The sequence below is a fragment of the Vibrio hepatarius genome, from assembly GCF_001274785.1.
In the GTDB taxonomy this organism is placed as follows: Bacteria; Pseudomonadota; Gammaproteobacteria; order Enterobacterales; family Vibrionaceae; genus Vibrio; species Vibrio hepatarius.
Genome location: NZ_LHPI01000051.1, coordinates 1 through 12,791 on the forward strand (window position 1 = coordinate 1; position 12,791 = coordinate 12,791).

Annotated in this window: 16 protein-coding genes; 7 read left to right on the forward strand and 9 right to left on the reverse strand. The window is 46.9% G+C overall.

The features are described from left to right. The 5 genes from AKJ31_RS21920 to AKJ31_RS21940 form a co-directional block, all read left to right on the forward strand. The coding region (locus tag AKJ31_RS21920; RefSeq protein ID WP_157052418.1) for a ZrgA family zinc uptake protein at window positions 1–338 on the forward strand (338 nt) is incomplete at its 5' end. A gap of 55 nt (window positions 339–393) precedes the next feature. Next, complete coding sequence (locus tag AKJ31_RS21925; RefSeq protein ID WP_053411121.1) at window positions 394–1,101, forward strand: ABC transporter ATP-binding protein; 708 nt, start codon at window positions 394–396, stop codon at window positions 1,099–1,101. Further along, window positions 1,098–2,357, forward strand: a complete 1,260-nt coding sequence (locus AKJ31_RS21930; RefSeq protein WP_053411122.1) for an ABC transporter permease — start codon at window positions 1,098–1,100, stop codon at window positions 2,355–2,357. The genes AKJ31_RS21925 and AKJ31_RS21930 overlap by 4 nt, the downstream gene beginning before the upstream one ends. Window positions 2,358–2,363: 6 nt before the next feature. Then, window positions 2,364–2,858, forward strand: coding sequence for a DUF3299 domain-containing protein (locus AKJ31_RS21935; protein WP_053411132.1), 495 nt, complete (start codon window positions 2,364–2,366; stop codon window positions 2,856–2,858). A 293-nt stretch (window positions 2,859–3,151) separates the two neighbouring features. Then, complete coding sequence (locus AKJ31_RS21940) at window positions 3,152–4,048, forward strand: TIGR03899 family protein (RefSeq protein ID WP_053411123.1); 897 nt, start codon at window positions 3,152–3,154, stop codon at window positions 4,046–4,048. Between the two features lie 72 nt (window positions 4,049–4,120). Here AKJ31_RS21940 and pgi read toward each other — a convergent pair whose 3' ends face one another. Then, window positions 4,121–5,773: a glucose-6-phosphate isomerase gene (gene pgi / locus AKJ31_RS21945; protein WP_053411124.1), complete on the reverse strand. Its 1,653-nt coding sequence runs from the start codon at window positions 5,771–5,773 to the stop codon at window positions 4,121–4,123. A 301-nt stretch (window positions 5,774–6,074) separates the two neighbouring features. On the opposite strand from pgi, the gene AKJ31_RS21950 reads away from it, so the two are divergent. Continuing rightward, window positions 6,075–6,494, forward strand: a complete 420-nt coding sequence (locus tag AKJ31_RS21950) for a secondary thiamine-phosphate synthase enzyme YjbQ (RefSeq protein ID WP_053411125.1) — start codon at window positions 6,075–6,077, stop codon at window positions 6,492–6,494. A gap of 35 nt (window positions 6,495–6,529) precedes the next feature. Here AKJ31_RS21950 and alr read toward each other — a convergent pair whose 3' ends face one another. Both alr and AKJ31_RS21960 read right to left on the reverse strand, forming a co-directional pair. Continuing rightward, entirely contained in the window at window positions 6,530–7,606 is a 1,077-nt protein-coding gene (gene alr, locus AKJ31_RS21955) for an alanine racemase (protein ID WP_053411126.1), read from the reverse strand. A 12-nt stretch (window positions 7,607–7,618) separates the two neighbouring features. After that, window positions 7,619–9,031, reverse strand: coding sequence for a replicative DNA helicase (locus tag AKJ31_RS21960; RefSeq protein WP_053411127.1), 1,413 nt, complete (start codon window positions 9,029–9,031; stop codon window positions 7,619–7,621). A gap of 171 nt (window positions 9,032–9,202) precedes the next feature. Between AKJ31_RS21960 and AKJ31_RS21965 the strand changes: the two genes are divergently transcribed. Next, on the forward strand, window positions 9,203–9,967 hold the full coding sequence (locus AKJ31_RS21965) for a DUF481 domain-containing protein (protein ID WP_171386221.1): 765 nt from the start codon (window positions 9,203–9,205) through the stop codon (window positions 9,965–9,967). An 81-nt stretch (window positions 9,968–10,048) separates the two neighbouring features. Here AKJ31_RS21965 and rplI read toward each other — a convergent pair whose 3' ends face one another. From rplI to AKJ31_RS21990, 6 genes are all read right to left on the reverse strand, one after another. Continuing rightward, the gene (rplI, locus tag AKJ31_RS21970; RefSeq protein ID WP_053411128.1) at window positions 10,049–10,501 is read right to left on the reverse strand and encodes a 50S ribosomal protein L9; all 453 of its coding nucleotides are present in this window, start codon (window positions 10,499–10,501) and stop codon (window positions 10,049–10,051) included. A gap of 33 nt (window positions 10,502–10,534) precedes the next feature. Then, a complete protein-coding gene (rpsR, locus tag AKJ31_RS21975; RefSeq protein WP_000090472.1) occupies window positions 10,535–10,762 on the reverse strand; it encodes a 30S ribosomal protein S18 in 228 nt (75 codons plus the stop codon). A 16-nt stretch (window positions 10,763–10,778) separates the two neighbouring features. Beyond that, the gene (gene priB / locus AKJ31_RS22825; protein WP_072161423.1) at window positions 10,779–11,081 is read right to left on the reverse strand and encodes a primosomal replication protein N; all 303 of its coding nucleotides are present in this window, start codon (window positions 11,079–11,081) and stop codon (window positions 10,779–10,781) included. A gap of 8 nt (window positions 11,082–11,089) precedes the next feature. After that, a complete protein-coding gene (rpsF, locus tag AKJ31_RS21980; RefSeq protein ID WP_053411129.1) occupies window positions 11,090–11,467 on the reverse strand; it encodes a 30S ribosomal protein S6 in 378 nt (125 codons plus the stop codon). A 212-nt stretch (window positions 11,468–11,679) separates the two neighbouring features. Next, window positions 11,680–12,165, reverse strand: a complete 486-nt coding sequence (bfr, locus tag AKJ31_RS21985) for a bacterioferritin (protein WP_053411130.1) — start codon at window positions 12,163–12,165, stop codon at window positions 11,680–11,682. 77 nt (window positions 12,166–12,242) lie between these two features. Next, a complete protein-coding gene (locus AKJ31_RS21990) occupies window positions 12,243–12,434 on the reverse strand; it encodes a (2Fe-2S)-binding protein (RefSeq protein WP_053411131.1) in 192 nt (63 codons plus the stop codon). Window positions 12,435–12,791: the final 357 nt, after the last annotated feature.

The window sequence follows — 12,791 nt, forward strand, 5'->3', positions numbered from 1 at the left end:
ACCACGACCACGACCACGACCACGACCACGACCACGACCACGACCACGACCACGACCATCATAATGACGCCGATGGCGAACACAAGCATGATGAACACCATGACCATGACCATGAAGAACATCATGAGCATGACGAGCACGCCGAGCATGAATCTAGCCACGGTGAATTTACGATCGAATACCACTACCAGTGTGAGCAGTTCTCTCAGCTAGAATCGATCAACACGTCTTGGTTTGAGCTGTTCTCGTCAACACAAGCGATCAAAGCGAACTTGCTCACTGACACCAAACAGTCTGCGGTACGTCTAGATAAAAACAATAGCGAAATTTCTCTGTAGTTGTAGTGGCGGCTTATGCTTGGTTTAAGCCGCCTTTTCGTGATTGGAAGGCATTATGAATAGCAATAATCCGGCCGTGGTCATTGAGCTACAACAAGTACGTTTCTCTTGGCCAGGTGCTGACAAACCAACGCTCAATATCCCTGAACTCAAGGTCAATCAAGGTGAGCATCTGTTTATTAAAGGGCCGAGTGGCTGTGGAAAATCCACCTTGCTCAGTCTTCTCACCGGAATAAATACACCATCAGAAGGTTCTCTCAACGTTCTGGACAAGCAACTCTCAGCATTATCGGGCAGCCAACGGGATAAGTTTCGCGCCAACCATATTGGCTACATCTTCCAGCAGTTCAATCTGTTGCCTTATTTGAGCGTGCTGGAAAACGTGGTTTTACCCTGCCAGTTTTCCAAGCGCAGACGCTCTCAAGTGAGTGGCGATTTACACAAGCACGCAATTCAACTGCTTGAGCGATTGCACCTCTCGTCAGATTTAATGAATAAACCCGTTGCCGAGCTTAGTATTGGTCAACAACAACGCGTGGCCGCAGCTCGCGCATTGATAGGCAAACCGGAACTGGTGATTGCCGATGAACCCACATCCGCCCTCGACCATGACAACCGCAGCGCCTTTATCGAACTATTGCTAGAACAAGCCAATCAAGCCAACTCGACACTACTGTTTGTCAGCCACGATCCTACTCTGGAACCGCTGTTTGACCGCAGTCTAGATTTACGACAACTCAATCAAGCAGGAGAAAACGCATGAGCGCAACGTTGTCTCTCGCCTGGAAAAGCGCCCGCAACCGCAAAGTCACCGCGATATTATCCATTCTGACTGTCGCGATTTCGGTGATTTTATTGCTCGGGGTAGAACGCATCCGCACCCAAGCCAAAAGCAGTTTTGCGAATACCATTTCTGGGACCGACTTGATCGTTGGTGGTCGTTCCGGACAGGTCAATTTACTGCTCTATTCGGTGTTTCGAATCGGTAACGCGACCAACAATATCGACTGGAAGAGCTACCAAGAATTCAGCCAACACCGTTCGGTCAAATGGGCGATTCCGATTTCACTTGGCGATTCACACAAAGGTTTTCGTGTCATGGGCACCAACCATAGCTACTTTGAGCATTACCGCTATGGTCAAAAACAAAACCTTGTATTTACCAAGGGACGAGAGTTTCAGCAGCTATTTGAAACCGTTATCGGTGCTGAAGTAGCAAAGGAACTTGGTTATCAGATTGGCAGTGAAATTATCATCGCTCACGGTATCAGCGATGTAGGATTCAGCCGCCACGATAATCTACCGTTCAAAGTGGTCGGTATTCTCGCACCCACTGGTACTCCGGTTGATAAAACGGTACACGTCTCGCTAGAAGCGATTGAAGCGATCCACGTTGGCTGGGAGTCGGGAGCAAACCTCGGTAATACGCCAGACGCGCAGCAGTTGCAGAATAGAGACTTTCAACCCAAGCAGATCACCGCAATGATGCTGGGCCTGAAGTCGAAAATTCAAACCTTTGCCTTGCAACGTCAGATCAACACTTACACCAAAGAGCCATTGAGTGCGATTTTACCCGGTGTTGCGCTACACGAATTGTGGGGCATGATGTCGGTGGCAGAGCAAGCGCTGATGGCGGTCTCGGCGTTTGTGGTGATTGCCGGGTTGCTTGGCATGCTCTCTAGCTTATTGACTAGTTTGCAGGAACGCCGCAGAGAAATGGCGATCCTACGAGCGATGGGTGCACGACCTCGACACGTCTTCTCATTGCTGATTTTAGAGGCGAGTAGCCTGACGTTTATCGGTATCTTACTCGGTACGTTTTCGCTCTATTGGTTACTCTTCGTTGCTGCGCCATTCATTCAGCAGTCTTATGGCATTAACCTTTCGGTAATAACCCTATCCAATTATGAACTCTCGCTACTGGCCTTAGTGCAGCTCGCCGGAACCGTGATTGGATTTATCCCCGCCTTGAGAGCTTATAAACAGTCTCTCAGTGATGGCATGACGATTCGGATTTAATCAATGATGAAAAAACTACTTTTACTTATGGTGGTAATGCTGAGCGTCAGCATCCCCAGTTATGCAAACAGCGAAGATGTGCTGCAGCTCGATTGGATCGACCTGATCCCTGAAAGCGAAAGAAACATGTTTGATAAGCAAGGTATGCCAGCGATTGATCACTCGGGTGACGTAATGCAACAGTCCAAGATTGGCAGCGTCAGACAGGAGCTGAACGGCAGTACGGTTAAGGTACCGGGCTTTGTGATTCCGTTGGAAGGTGATGAGAATATGGTGACGGAGTTTCTACTCGTACCCTACTTCGGCGCCTGTATACATGTGCCACCGCCGCCACCGAATCAAATCATTTACGTGAAATTTCCTAAAGGCGCACCAGTGCAAGAACTATGGGATGTGATTTACGTGATAGGTACGCTTAAAACCGAAACCATTTCGCATGAATTGGCCGAAACAGGCTACGTGATCGAAGGTACGGCTATCACCGAATACGACGACTATTAAAAGATTAACAAAAGTGTAACCTGTTAATCGCCTAGTTTAAGAAAAGTATCTGGATAAATACCCTAGTACACCGAGGTAAACCAATAACAATAAGGCGATTGACAGGTGCTTTTTCAGTTTATTCTCATTGATATACTTCATAAGCCCTCTCAATTATTGCACTCATGATTTTAACAATTTGTTAGCATGTGTGGTAGCACTATTTTTTGACATGCGCCTCACACTCTCGGTGTGGCGCGATCTGCCCCGAAAGAGTACATTAATAATAACTTTATGATGTCTAAGGAAATAGAATGTCTGAGAGCAATAAACCCGTCATCATCGACCATGAACCCGAGCCGCAAGCTCGAAACGAAAAGAAAAAACACTACATCAAAGACAGCTCCAGCCGTATCCTTAGCATCGCCGAAATTCATGGCCTTGACGCGCTGCTAAGCAGTGAATCACCAGAGAAACCTGCGCTTGAACGCGCTTTGGTGCGAGAGAGAAAACGCCGAGAAAAGCGCCAAAAGAACTTAGAGCAGATCCTTAAGTTAGCGCACCAATCGTGTAAAGACGAAACCGCCGGTGAACCGGATCCAGATTGGTTGTATCGCTTCTTCGATATGGCACAAGAAGTCCACAACCCTGCGATGCAGCGCCTTTGGGCTCAGGTACTGAAACGCGAAGTCACCAACCCGGGTTCCACGTCAATGAAAGCGTTGAACATCTTGCAAGATATGACACCGAAAGAAGCACAAACACTGCAACGCGCGGCTTCTCTTGCCTGCAGTTTTGGGGGTGACAGTAGCCGTAAATTGTTGATTGGCTACCGCTCTCACGGCGGTATTTTCAGCTTCGGCAAACGCAATGTGACCAGCAATATCAATGTTGGCAACTACCAACTGCCCTACTCTAGCCTGCTGGTGTTGTTTGAACTTGGCCTGATGTACAACACCGAATTGGAATCGGGTGAGATCGAGCTGGAATCGCCATTGCCACTCACCTATCAAGGGAAGCAACTCTCGCTGCAAGCGCATAGCCGTGGCGTCAGATTGCTTTACTATCGCTTTAGCCCAACGGGGAATGAGCTGTGTAAGCTACTGGGTAATAAGCCGAATATGCAGTATTACGACCAGTTGGTGGCGTTGTTGGGGCAGAAGTTTACGACGCAAACAGACGTGCAGAGTAATATTCATCACACGGTCTAGTTAGCGACCAATCAGTAGAGACAAAAACGCCAGCCTCGAGGCTGGCGTTTGTTTATCTAAATCACGTTTAACTTACGCTTGGTACGCTTTAAACGCGTTGATTAGACCGTTAGTTGAACTGTCGTGTGAGCCGATTTCAGACGCATCCGCAAGCTCTGGTAGGATTTGGTTCGCCAGTTGTTTACCTAGCTCAACACCCCACTGGTCAAAGCTGAAGATGTTCCAGATAACGCCTTGAACAAAAATCTTGTGCTCGTACATCGCGATCAAGTTACCCAGCGTGCGCGGTGTAATCTGCTTCACTAGGATTGAGTTTGTTGGACGGTTGCCTTCAAACACTTTGAACGGTGCAATTGCAGCAACTTCTTCCGCACTCTTACCTGCTTGAGCCAACTCTGCTTTTACTGTCGCTTCATCTTTACCAAACGCCAACGCTTCTGTTTGCGCAAAGAAGTTCGACATCAGTTTCTGATGGTGGTCACCGGCTGGGTTGTGGCTGATTGCTGGCGCGATGAAATCACATGGGATCAACTTAGTACCTTGGTGGATCAACTGGTAAAACGCGTGCTGACCGTTTGTGCCAGGTTCACCCCAGATGATTGGACCAGTTTGGTAAGTCACTGCGTTGCCATCACGGTCAACGTACTTACCGTTTGATTCCATGTTGCCTTGTTGGAAGTAAGCGGCAAAACGGTGCATGTACTGGTCGTAAGGTAGGATAGCTTCTGACTCTGCGCCGTGGAAGTTGTTGTACCAAATACCAATTAACGCCAGGATAACCGGAATGTTGTTTTCTAGGTCAGTGCTAGCGAAATGGTTGTCCATCTCGTGCGCACCTTCAAGCAGTTCAATGAAGTTGTCGTAGCCAACACCAAGCGCAATTGATAGACCAATCGCAGACCAAAGAGAGTAACGACCGCCAACCCAGTCCCAGAACTCGAACATGTTGTCAGTATCGATACCAAACTCAGCAACCGCGCTTGCATTCGTCGATAGCGCCGCAAAGTGTTTTGCCACGTGCGCTTCGTCGCTTGCAGACTCAAGGAACCAGTCACGTGCAGTGTGCGCGTTAGTCATCGTTTCTTGAGTAGTGAAAGTCTTAGACGCGATCAGGAACAGAGTCGTTTCTGGGTCAACTTTCTTCAGTGTTTCAACGATGTGCGTACCATCAACGTTTGATACGAAATGCAGGTTGAGGTGATTTTTGTATGGTGCGAGTGCTTCTGTCACCATGTAAGGGCCAAGGTCAGAACCACCGATACCAATGTTCACAACATCAGTAATTGCCTTGCCTGTGTAGCCTTTCCATTCACCACCGATCACACGATCAGTAAATGATTTAATTTTCTCTAGTACCGCGTTAACCGCTGGCATGACGTCTTCGCCGTTCACATTTACGGCTTTGTTGCTACGGTTACGTAGCGCAGTGTGTAGTACCGCACGGCCTTCAGTCTGGTTAATCGCGTCACCACTGAACATCGCTTCAATCGCCGCTTTCAGCTCAGTTTCATTTGCTAGTGCAAATAGGTGCTGCAAGGTTTCTTCGTTGATTAAGTTCTTTGAGTAATCAACCAGAATGTCGCTACCAAAGCGTGCAGAAAACTTGTCAAAACGAGCCGCGTCTTGAGCGAACAGATCTTTAAGATCCATATCTTGTGCAGATTCAAAGTGCGCCGTCAGCGCTTTCCAAGCTTGTGTTTGCGTTGGATTGATATTTTTCAACATGGTCTTTATCCCGATGTTACAGTAGGTTTCATTCCTTACAGTCTAGCGAAAACTGTGGAATCCCCGATTAAGCAGAATATAAGTAGATGTTTGGGCAAATTGCCACAAAACAAGCATTTTGTAATTTTTTTTCAAGCCGCATTATGGCCTAGGGTATTCTCCCTCACATTGAGTTAGGTCACGTTCCCCGGTTGAAACATGAACAAACTCTGCGACGGCGAGTAAAATAATACCATCAACATCGGTTATGCTTCATCCCCTATAGCAAAATCGAGCGTTATCAACTTATTGTGGAGTGACTATGTGGTCTCAAAAGACGATTCAATTAAAGGCGAGGAAACGTGGCTTTCACCTGATTACCGACGAAATTGAACAACAAATTCCGGAAATACAGCGATATTCCGTCGGAATATTACAGTTATTTATCCAACATACCTCTGCCAGTTTGACCATCAATGAGAACGCGGACCCGACTGTACGCATGGACATGGAAGCGCACTTCAACAAATTCGTTCCAGAACGCGCGCCATACTACCAGCATACTTATGAGGGAGATGATGATATGCCGGCTCACATTAAAGCGTCATTACTTGGCTGCAACGTATCCATTCCTATCAGCCAGGGACGGTTAGCGCTAGGCACTTGGCAGGGCATTTACTTGGGTGAGCATCGAGATTACGGTGGCAGTCGCAGGATCGTCGCCACGCTGAACGGCGAATAAATGGGATTAAAAAAGCGGGCTTGAGCCCGCTTCGTTTATTTTTTGTATTCGACTTCGACTCGCGAAGTCAGGTTGGTGACCAACTCGTAAGCGATTGTACCTACATGTGCGGCAATTTCTTCCACCGGTAAGTCGTTACCCCATAAGATAGCGTCATCGCCAACTTTATCACTCGCATCAGGCCCTAAATCGACCGTCAGCATATCCATCGATACGCGTCCAGCGAGCGGTACGCGGCGGCCATTCACCAGTACCGGTGTGCCGAATGGCGCAGTTCTCGGGTATCCGTCACCGTAGCCGATAGCAATCACGCCAACTTTAGTGTCTCGCTCGGCTGTCCAAATGCCACTGTAGCCGACACTTTCACCTTTTTTAACGTCACGTACCGCGATGATTGGCGCTTTTAGCGTCATTAAAGGTTTAAAACCAAACTCATGTGCTGGCTTGTCACCGATTGGAGAGATGCCGTACATGATAATACCTGAACGGACCCAGTCTAAATGGCTATCTGGCCACACCAAAATACCTGACGAGGCCGCGAGTGAGCGTTCGCCTTGGCAGTTTTTGGTTACTTCGAGGAACAGTTCGGTTTGCTGGTTGGTATTGGGTTTTTCCAGTTCATCGGCATAACCAAAGTGGCTCATAAAGCGCAATGGTTTCGCGACATTAGGGCAGGCTTCTAAACGTTGAACAAACTCATTATATTGTTCAGGGCTTACACCCAAGCGGTGCATGCCACTGTCGAGCTTAAGCCAAACGGTAACTGGCGTGTCTAGTTGAGCATTTTCGAGAGCTTCGAGCTGGTCGATACAATGCACAGCAGTCTGAAGATTATTCGCCACCAAAACAGGTAAGTCTTCAGCAGCATAGAAACCCTCAAGCAGCAAAATAGGTTTCACGATTCCACTTGCGCGGAGTTTTAGGGCTTCTTCCATGCGCGCCACGCCAAATGCATCTGCAAGGGTTGCGTGGCTGGCAATCTGTGATATCCCGTGACCGTATCCATTGGCTTTCACGATTGCCATCAATTTACTATTTGGAGCGTGAGCTTTAACCTGCTCAAGGTTGTGTTGCAAAGCGTTGAGCTCAACGATTGCCGTTGCTGCTTTCATGTAACTCATTCGTTACTCATCATCCATATCAAAAGCTGGGCCGGCATAATTATCAAAGCGCGACCATTGTCCTTGGAAAGTCAAGCGCACAGAACCGATAGGACCGTTACGTTGCTTACCGAGTATTATTTCTGCGGTGCCCTTCATAGAGCTGTCGGGATTGTACACTTCATCTCGGTAGATAAACATGATCAAGTCGGCATCCTGCTCGATGGATCCCGATTCACGCAAATCCGAGTTTACTGGGCGTTTATCAGCACGTTGCTCTAGGGAACGGTTAAGCTGCGACAAGGCAACCACAGGGACATTCAACTCTTTGGCTAGCGCCTTAAGCGAGCGGGAAATCTCGGCGATTTCCAGAGTACGGTTATCCGAAAGCGCAGGAACACGCATCAGTTGGAGATAGTCGACCATGATTAACGACAAACCGCCGTGTTCGCGAGCGATACGGCGAGCACGTGAGCGCACTTCGGTAGGCGTTAGGCCTGAACTATCATCGATGTACATGTTCTTCTTCTCCATCAGGATACCCATGGTAGAAGAGATGCGCGCCCAATCCTCATCGTCGAGCTGACCGGTACGAATCTTAGTTTGGTCTACGCGTGACAATGACGCCAACATACGCATCATAATTTGTTCTGCTGGCATCTCTAACGAGAAGATCAGTACTGGTTTTTCCTGCTCCATCGCGGCGTTTTCACACAAGTTCATCGCGAAGGTGGTCTTACCCATCGACGGACGCGCCGCAACGATGATTAAGTCAGAACCTTGTAGACCCGCTGTTTTCTTATTGAGGTCGGTAAAGCCAGTATCGACGCCTGTTACACCATCTTGTGGCGACTTGTAGAGCAACTCGATACGCTCAAGGGTCTTCTCTAAAATATTATCAACGTTTTGTGGACCTTCGTTCTCATTGGTACGAGACTCGGCGATCGCAAAGACTTTACTCTCCGCCAAATCGAGTAGGTCTTCCGATGAGCGGCCTTGTGGGTCGTAACCCGCGTCAGCGATTTCGTTTGCAACACCAATCAAATCACGAACCAGTGCACGCTCGGCAACAATGTCTGCGTAGGCGTTGATGTTAGCGGCACTCGGAGTGTTCTTAACCAAGTCAGCAAGGTATGCAAAGCCACCAACGTCATCAAGCTGTTCACGCAGCTCTAGGAACTCAGATAGCGTAATCAAGTCGAGCGGTTTGCTGTCTTCGAGAATCGACTTAACCGCTTCAAAAATCAGACGGTGTGGGCGACTGTAGAAGTCTTTCGCTACCACGCGCTCTGCAACCGTATCCCAACGCTCATTATCCAGTAGCAGACCACCAATAACGGACTGTTCCGCTTCCAAAGAATGAGGGGGCACTTTGATTGCATCAACCTGTGCGTCTCTGATCATTTTCATGCGATTTTCTGTTCTCGTTTCAGCCATGGTATTGCTCTACTACTTGATGTTGACCGCTCATTATAGCGAGAAAGACAGCGTTGTCTGCAACTAGCCGACAGATTGTCGGGTTGTATAAGATATTTAACCCAGCATTGACCAATACAACTAGTTTTCGCATTAATATCATCACCCCCTATATAAATCTAGAGGTCGTTAGTGTCTAAGTATTGGTTACTTGCTGCTGGTTTAATGATGCCAGCACTCTGCATGGCAGCAGATCAAGAGCAGGGAGATGCTGAGATTGACGTACCTTCACCGTGGGATACTGAAGTCGAATTTGGCTATCAGTCTCACACGGGTAATTCTGACACCCGTTCACTAAACGCGCGTGTTGCAGCTGACTACACATCTGGACGTTACCGTAGCAGTGGCGAGTGGAAATACTACTTACTGTATAAAGACGGTGAAGAGGATAAACGCCAGTCGACTTATAAAGCGCAAAGTGACTACAAGTTAGGTCCAATGACCTATTTGTACGGCAGTTTCAAAGGCGTGGATTCGCTCTATAGCGCGTACTTCAAAGACTACACTCTTTCAGGCGGTCTCGGTTATCAGGTCGCGAATACCGAAACACTGATACTCGAAGTGGAACTTGGCCCAGGTTATCGCTATCAAGAGCCCAACCTCGATGAAATTGACGATGACGATATTGTCTTTCCGAAGACCGTTCAAGAGGCAATTTTTCGTGGACACATCTCATCCAAATGGCAAGTGGTCGATAATCTAAGCTTAACCGCGTCAACCACCGTCGTTTCAGGACACAGTAATACCCGAATCGACACCGACCTAAGCGCGATAAACAACATCACTGAAGATATCGCTCTTAAGCTGACCCACTCGCGCCAGTATCACGACAAAGTGCCTGAAGGCGTGGAGAAAACCGATAGTGTATTTTCAGTTAACCTGCTGTTCGTGTTTTAAACTTTCCCTTACCATCAAAACTACAGACATAAAAAAAGCACCTGTAAACAGGTGCTTTTTAAATCGTCTTGATACTGAAAATTACTCAGCAGCAACAACTTGTAGGTTAACTGTCGCGAAAACTTCAGAGTGAAGTTGAACGCTGATCTCGAACTCACCAGTGTTACGTAGAGCACCTTCAGGAAGGCGAACTTCGCTCTTAACAACTTCAACGCCAGCCGCTGTGATAGCGTCAGCGATATCACGAGTACCGATAGAACCGAATAGTTTGCCTTCGTCACCAGCTTTAGAAGCGATAACAACAGCTTCTAGAGCGTTAACTTTCTCAGCGCGAGCTTCTGCAGCAGCTAGTTGCTCAGCAACTTTAGCTTCTAGTTCAGCACGACGAGTTTCGAACATTTCAACGTTACCTTTAGTCGCCATAACAGCTTTACCCTGAGGGATAAGGAAGTTACGAGCGTAGCCAGATTTAACGTTTACTGTATCGCCAAGACCACCTAGGTTACCGATTTTATCAAGTAGAATAACTTGCATTGCTTAATCCTCTTTCTTAATAAACGGAACCGATTACTGATGCTTGTCAGTGTACGGTAGTAGAGCTAGGTAGCGTGAACGCTTGATAGCACGTGCTAGTTGACGCTGGTACTTAGCGCTTGTACCAGTGATACGGCTAGGTACGATTTTACCAGCTTCAGTGATGTAGTTTTTAAGAGTTGCTACGTCTTTGTAATCAATCTCTTGTACGCCTTCTGCAGTGAAACGGCAGAATTTACGACGACGGAAGAAACGAGCCATGGGCTATCTCCTGATCTTAAATTTGAGTAATGTTGTCGGCATGAAGCACTAATTTTCCCACACCATTTCGGCCGGTCTGATAAGCGACAAAACCACTTACCTTAATGCTACTGCCCTGTACTAAATTCTGAGTTAAAGCTTGTGACCTCGGTCCACTGACAACAACCGGCATACGACAATAAACTTGTCTCGGTAAGTCAGCTTCGATAACGGTAGAACGATGCTCTAGCCAAAATCGACAGTGTTCAATTCCACTTGGACTTTTGCTTCGAATCGGAGGTTTAGCGACATTGCCACTTAACTCCATTCGATTGGCCATAAGTTAAATTACTCAGCAGCTTCTGGCTTAGCTTCAGAACGCTCTTCACGACGTGGAGCACGCTCTTCTTTCTGCTTAAGCATGATAGATTGCTCTGTGATAGCCGCTTTAGTACGCATGATCATGTTGCGTAGAACTGCATCGTTGAAACGGAAAGCAGTTTCTAGCTCATCGATTACAGCTTGGTCAGCTTCAACGTTCATTAGAACGTAGTGAGCTTTGTGAAGCTTGTTGATTGGGTAAGCCAGTTGACGACGACCCCAGTCTTCTAGACGGTGAATAGTACCGCCAGCTTCAGTGATAGAACCAGTGTAACGCTCGATCATGCCAGCAACTTGCTCGCTTTGATCTGGGTGCACCATGAATACGATTTCGTAATGACGCATGGGTTGCTCCTTACGGATTATTCAGCTTCCACAATTGGCTCAGTCGTCCAGAGGAAGCAAGGAACTAAAGATAATTGACTGAGTTTTAAGGAGCACGAATAGTACAGAAAGAAAGCAGTTTAAGCAAGAGAAATATAGCGTTAGAGCCAGCAGCGAGTAACCGCCATTTTTAACTCGATACTGGCAGAAAGAAGTCGTCACTAAATTAATGATTAATCGTCATTATCTTCATCGACGTATTGCGCTTGTAGGTAGTTCTGGATACCCGTCATTTCGATCAGCCCCAACTGCGTTTCTAACCAATCTACATGCTCTTCTTCGTCTTCTAAGATGTCTTGAAACAGGTCACGAGAGACGTAATCGTGGATATCTTCGGCATACGCAATCGCCGCTTTCAAATCTGGAATAGCCGCCATTTCGAGTTTAAGGTCGCACTCAAGCATCTCTTTAGCATCTTCGCCTATCATCAGCTTACCGAGGTCTTGTAGATTGGGTAAACCTTCTAAAAAGAGGATGCGTTCAATCAAATGATCGGCATGATTCATTTCATCGATCGACTCGTGATATTCCTTGTCGGCGAGGTGTTTTAAGCCCCAGTCTTTGTACATGCGAGCGTGCAAGAAATACTGGTTTATAGCAATGAGCTCGTTACCGAGCACTTTGTTGAGGTGTTGAATTATGATTGGATCACCTTTCATGACATAGCCCTCCTTATCGGCTCTTTTAACTGTAGAACCAAATAAGAAGCTGTCAAAACAAGGACTGTCGTTGCAGGTTAACTGGCCTGCTTAAATAGGCTTACTGCGGCGGTTTCGTTTACGATCTCTTTTGCTGCACGTACACACTTGCCGCATTGACTGCCAAGCGCTGTACACTTTTTAATTCCGCGTATATCAGTGACACCTTCTTCAATCACCAACTTGCGAATTTTTTTGTCAGAGACACCATGACAGAGACAAATGTACATATCGAAACCTATGACTTAAACCTAGATTCGAAATATAAAAGATAACTATTCCCATTACCAGGCAGATCACGCCTAAGTATTAGATCGATTAGTTATAGAAAATGGGGCAATTAGGGGTAATTTACTAGGATGAAAAACCATTTGGATAACGGTGTTTGGGGTAGGTTGAGTAAGCTGATGAAATGAAATGTGAAAAGTTTTGGCTTGGCTTTACTAAGCCATGAGACTGCTTATAACCAAATATGAAAAAGGGAAGCCTAAGCTCCCCTCTTTCTAGATGCGCTTTCTTCAAAAAGAAGAACAGTGCAAGATTTCGTTTAATTCGTTAAGAATTATTCGAAGATCTTAGCAACAACA

Bases quoted from the DNA above. Each gene is read 5' to 3' on its own strand.
- AKJ31_RS21925 (WP_053411121.1), top strand. From the start codon at position 394: ATGAATAGCAATAATCCGGCCGTGGTCATTGAGCTACAACAAGTACGT.
- AKJ31_RS21930 (WP_053411122.1), top strand. From the start codon at position 1,098: ATGAGCGCAACGTTGTCTCTCGCCTGGAAAAGCGCCCGCAACCGCAAA.
- AKJ31_RS21935 (WP_053411132.1), top strand. From the start codon at position 2,364: ATGAAAAAACTACTTTTACTTATGGTGGTAATGCTGAGCGTCAGCATC.
- AKJ31_RS21940 (WP_053411123.1), top strand. From the start codon at position 3,152: ATGTCTGAGAGCAATAAACCCGTCATCATCGACCATGAACCCGAGCCG.
- pgi (WP_053411124.1), bottom strand. From the start codon at position 5,773: ATGTTGAAAAATATCAATCCAACGCAAACACAAGCTTGGAAAGCGCTG.
- AKJ31_RS21950 (WP_053411125.1), top strand. From the start codon at position 6,075: ATGTGGTCTCAAAAGACGATTCAATTAAAGGCGAGGAAACGTGGCTTT.
- alr (WP_053411126.1), bottom strand. From the start codon at position 7,606: ATGAAAGCAGCAACGGCAATCGTTGAGCTCAACGCTTTGCAACACAAC.
- AKJ31_RS21960 (WP_053411127.1), bottom strand. From the start codon at position 9,031: ATGGCTGAAACGAGAACAGAAAATCGCATGAAAATGATCAGAGACGCA.
- rplI (WP_053411128.1), bottom strand. From the start codon at position 10,501: ATGCAAGTTATTCTACTTGATAAAATCGGTAACCTAGGTGGTCTTGGC.
- rpsR (WP_000090472.1), bottom strand. From the start codon at position 10,762: ATGGCTCGTTTCTTCCGTCGTCGTAAATTCTGCCGTTTCACTGCAGAA.
- priB (WP_072161423.1), bottom strand. From the start codon at position 11,081: ATGGCCAATCGAATGGAGTTAAGTGGCAATGTCGCTAAACCTCCGATT.
- rpsF (WP_053411129.1), bottom strand. From the start codon at position 11,467: ATGCGTCATTACGAAATCGTATTCATGGTGCACCCAGATCAAAGCGAG.
- bfr (WP_053411130.1), bottom strand. From the start codon at position 12,165: ATGAAAGGTGATCCAATCATAATTCAACACCTCAACAAAGTGCTCGGT.
- AKJ31_RS21990 (WP_053411131.1), bottom strand. From the start codon at position 12,434: ATGTACATTTGTCTCTGTCATGGTGTCTCTGACAAAAAAATTCGCAAG.